This window comes from Nocardia sp. NPDC058497 (assembly GCF_042720195.1).
Taxonomy (GTDB): domain Bacteria; phylum Actinomycetota; class Actinomycetes; order Mycobacteriales; family Mycobacteriaceae; genus Nocardia.
This window is the reverse complement of sequence record NZ_JBHXMY010000287.1, coordinates 3290-7433: the sequence shown is the minus strand read 5'-3', so window position 1 is coordinate 7433 and position 4144 is coordinate 3290. Positions and strand designations below refer to the sequence as shown.

The 4144-nt window shown below is 66.9% G+C and carries 4 protein-coding genes; all 4 read left to right on the top strand.

Annotated elements, in window-relative coordinates; genetic code table 11:
* The coding region (locus ACFWPJ_RS19365; RefSeq protein WP_378853185.1) for a hypothetical protein at window positions 1-882 on the top strand (882 nt) is incomplete at its 5' end.
* Window positions 883-955: 73 nt separating this feature from the next.
* Complete coding sequence (locus tag ACFWPJ_RS19360; RefSeq protein WP_378853183.1) at window positions 956-1903, top strand: hypothetical protein; 948 nt, start codon at window positions 956-958, stop codon at window positions 1901-1903.
* On the top strand, window positions 1903-2862 hold the full coding sequence (locus ACFWPJ_RS19355; RefSeq protein WP_378853181.1) for a hypothetical protein: 960 nt from the start codon (window positions 1903-1905) through the stop codon (window positions 2860-2862). Before ACFWPJ_RS19360 ends, ACFWPJ_RS19355 begins: the two co-directional genes overlap by 1 nt.
* A gap of 214 nt (window positions 2863-3076) precedes the next feature.
* Window positions 3077-4144, top strand: a 1068-nt coding sequence (locus tag ACFWPJ_RS19350) for a hypothetical protein (RefSeq protein ID WP_378853179.1), incomplete at its 3' end; no start/stop codon positions are given.

The window sequence follows — 4144 nt, the reverse complement described above, 5'->3', positions numbered from 1 at the left end:
GACGGGGCCGGTGAGATGTTCGAGCCGAATCCGATCCAAGCCAAGCTGCTCAAAGCCATCCAGAACATCGCTTGCGACAGCCAGCGCCTGATCGAACAATCCCGCACTGCCGACAACCATCAATCATCGACTGCCCTCGTACACCTGGATATCAGTCGCCGTACCCGGGAAAACCTCGAAGCGCTGGCAGCCGCGGTCGGAGTCCCGAAATCGGTGATCGACTACACCCGCGCGGCCGGTGAACGCGGACACCGGTGGCGACCCGGCCAGCCGTTGTTGAGCACCGAGACCATCGACCGCGACACCCTGCTCACGGGTCACGCCGGATCCGTCTGGCAGCTGCAGACGATGGCAGGGGTCGGTGCCGCGATCGCCCAACAAGGAACCCTGCCGCGCAATGGGTTCGAGGCGTTCCGGCGGGTGATGGGCGTGAGCTGGCAACGAGTCGGCGCCGTTGGGCACGCCCTGGACCTGACCGAGACCCAACGCCGCCACGCGTGGGAGCCGACCAACCGGCCATGGACTGACCGGGTCGCCGAGACGGTCGGAACGCTGCAGCGCTCGGCGTTGAAGACGCGGTGGCGGGGGATTGTCGAGACCAACTTCGTGGCGGTGTCGATGCCGGTGTCTGTGCTGACCGCTGCCGGGGTCACCCCTGACGACATCACCGCTCAACTGCCGGTCCTACCCGATCGGATGGTCGAACTCGCCGCCCTCGCCCTAGAACCCCATCCCACGGTGGGCGAGGTCTTCGGCACCGACATCGCTGCCGCGGTCGAGGCCACCGGCAGCGACTCCCACACCGAACCCGAGCCCGACGACCATACTGCGGGGCCGGAACCTGGTCGACGCGGCGGGCCCGCAGTGGGGCATGACCCGTGAGCGACATACTCCACGGCCTTCGCTGCCATTTCCGTTCGAAACTGTCTGTAGTTCAACATGATTGGAGAAGTCGATGAGTCATCCGCTTTCGGGGGCCGAGGAGTTGCCGTCGTGGCAGCTTCGGCTGCTCGAACGAATCCAGAACTCCAGCTACGACCACTACCGGACGCTGTTTCACAGCTACCCGCAGTACTCGACGGCTGCCAGCGCTCCAAATGTTCAGCTCGAAGCCTGGCGGACCAATCTGGTGGCGTTGGAAGTCGCGCGCGGGGAGATCGAGCTACACGCTCACGGCCTCGACATCCCGCAGCGGATGATCGACTACGCCACCGAAGCCGGAGCGAGAGGAGCGCGCTGGGGCGACACCCCCGAGACCGCGCGATTACCGATGGCCCCGCCCGGGGCGGACTGGACGCGCATGCACATGCTGGAACAGATCGCCGGTGATGTGTGGCGACTCGAACAGGCCGCGCTGGTGCGCGCGGAGTACCTGCATCGCGTCCACACCGGAGTGCTGCTCGACAACGAACCCGGGGAACGCCAGCTCCACGACAACATGGCCGCGCTGTGGCGGCGTACCGCGGGCACTGCGGCACTGATCGACCTCGAGCCCGGTGAAGCACAACAGCTGTGGGGTCGTGGGCCCGACTCGTGGCAGCGCCTGGCAGAGCTGACCGCGGCCTCCTATACCGATGCCGAACTGCAGCAGCGTTTCGGTGAACTGGCCTGGAGAGGAATCGAAGCTGATGTCTCGCGCGCCTTCGACAACCTCGCCACGAGGGCGTCCTCCGGACTCGGGCCGCCGACCCCGTTCGAGATCGCCGAAAGCGCCGAAAAGGCGCTGGCGGCAGTCAGCTTCGCCGACGAGCAGGCACCGCGCGTCGGCCACGGCATCGGCGCCGCGGTCGAGGTCACCGGAGCCGGGGCCGGGGCAGGCGCGGAGTGGGCGCCGGAACCGGAACAGCTACCACACCCTCCCGATCGCGGGCCTGGCGCGGGCCGGGACCAGGGGGTGTGGTGATGACCAGCGCGCGTGAACCCGAAACCCTTGCGGAGCGGCAGGGGCGGCTGCTGCGCCGCATCCAGCATCTAGCCGGTGAGAAGCTCCGTGTGGACGTCGCCGGCCCGGCGATGTTCGCCGACAGTGGCGGTACTGAATCACCGGAACAGGTGTGGCAGCAACGCCTGGACCACCTCGAAACCGAACGCGTCGAGGCCGAACGCGACGCGTTGCTGGCCGGGGTGGACCGGGGCTGGATCGATGATGCTCGCGAACTGGGCTCCCGCTCGATAACGGCGGCAGATCGTGCGGTGGTGCGCCAGCACCCCGACCGGGCTACCGGTATCCAGGAGTTCTACATCGAGATGCTCGAGGTGGACGTGTGGCACCTGGAACGGATGGCAGGCCTCGATGCGGCACGCACCGACCGGATAGGCACGGGCCGTTGGAGTTTCGACGACAACCCCGACGCACAGCGCCAGTTCTACACGAACATGTTCCGCCATCACCAGCGCATCACCGTCCTGGCTGCCGCCGCCCAGATCACCAGTATCGAAGGCGAGCAACTGTGGGGTGCGAGCGTGGAAGGGATACGCCGCATGCAGACCGCGGCGATCGCTCACCTAGGCGAAGCCGCACTAGCCCAGGAATGGAACAGCTACGCCCGCCCCGACCCGATGCTGCGAGTGCCGCCGTACGTGCCTCAAGACCCCATGACCGGGACACCGACAGCACCGACGCTGGTGGTGCCGCCCTCACCACGGAAGATGCTGATCGACGCCAATGCGGCGTTGCGGACGCAGTTCGTCGAGACCGCGTTGCACCGGGCCGAGCCGGTCGATCTGGCGGCCGAGGGCATCGCGATCACCACCTTCGTCGACGCCGCCCTGGCCGATGACGGCGAGTTGGTGTGGGAGCCCGACAACGACCCACCGCCTGGTCGGGTCCGCGAAGGGGCTGAGCGTACGCCAGAACTCTAGAGCGGCATCGAAATTCTGTGCCTGTCGGCGCTTCGGCTAGGGGGAACTGGACCGAGGCGACCGAACCTGAACCGCTGGGACCTCACCACACCCGTTGCGGGTGTGACGTTTTCTCGATCCGAGGAACCACGATGCCCACCCATATCCGCGAAAAGACTCACACCACCCCGAACCCGCCACCGCACGGCCACTGTAACTCCGGCAGGAGTGCGCGATGAGCTGGGTGAACCAGGGAACGAACTACACCGATCCCGGCTACTACCGAGACGCCGCCGACAGCACCGAAGCGAAACTACGCGCCGACTTCGCCACCTATCACCAGCTGCGCGAGATCGCCGCCTACGGTGAAACCCCAGCCCACATCGTCGAGTACAACGCCCGTGCACACGACATCGCACGCCAGTGGCACCAGGGCGCCTCGCTCGAGCACCAGCAACTGTGGCAACAACTGACTGCCGCGGTCGAGTCCTGGACCAGCAATCCCGAATCCTCCCGTGCCGACTTCAGCCGCCTGCAGCAAGCCTATATCGAAGGCGATCCCGGGGTCGATCCGAACATCATCCGCACGCAGCGTCAGGCTGCGGAGGTCACCGGTCACCTTGAACCGGTTCATGATCAGTCGGCCCAAGACGGCGCCCGGTGGTGGCCCCGCCACCTCACCGTGGTCCCCGACCTCGGCGCTGACGTCGGGAGTCCGCGGTTGGAGAGCGCCGCTGATCGGGCTCTGGGCGGCCGGGCGGCCGAGGAACTGAGCCTGGCAGAGGTCGACGCGATCATCGACGCCACCGACGACCTCCTGTCCGCCGAGGAAACAATCGGGAACCTCGACACCGGCGTCGACGAGCTCAACGCGTTGATCCCGGCCCGCCAGCGATCCGCGCCGGTCGCCTTCGACTACACCGCCGCGTTCGACCAGCACAGGGCCCAGATCGCTGCGGTTCGCCGGGTGCAGGACCTGACCGCGGAGCACCTGCGTCTGGCGGGGGAATTCGACGGGACAGTCGAGGGCGGGCAGGTGCTGATCGAGCGCGTGGAGACGCTGATGGACGCCGTGCGCCACGCCCGCCACGAAGCGGTATCGGCAGGTGTGGGAGAGCAGGAGATCACCGCCGCCTACCGCGCCGGCCTAGCCGGGCACTACTGGTCACAACAGCCCGGCGTGCCACGCCTCGGCCAGCTCGATCAAATCCTCGGCGAACGCGACCAAGCGCTCACCGAAATCGGTTTACTGCGTACCGAATTCGGTGTCGGTGCCAACCGCGAGCCTGAAATTGCACTGGCA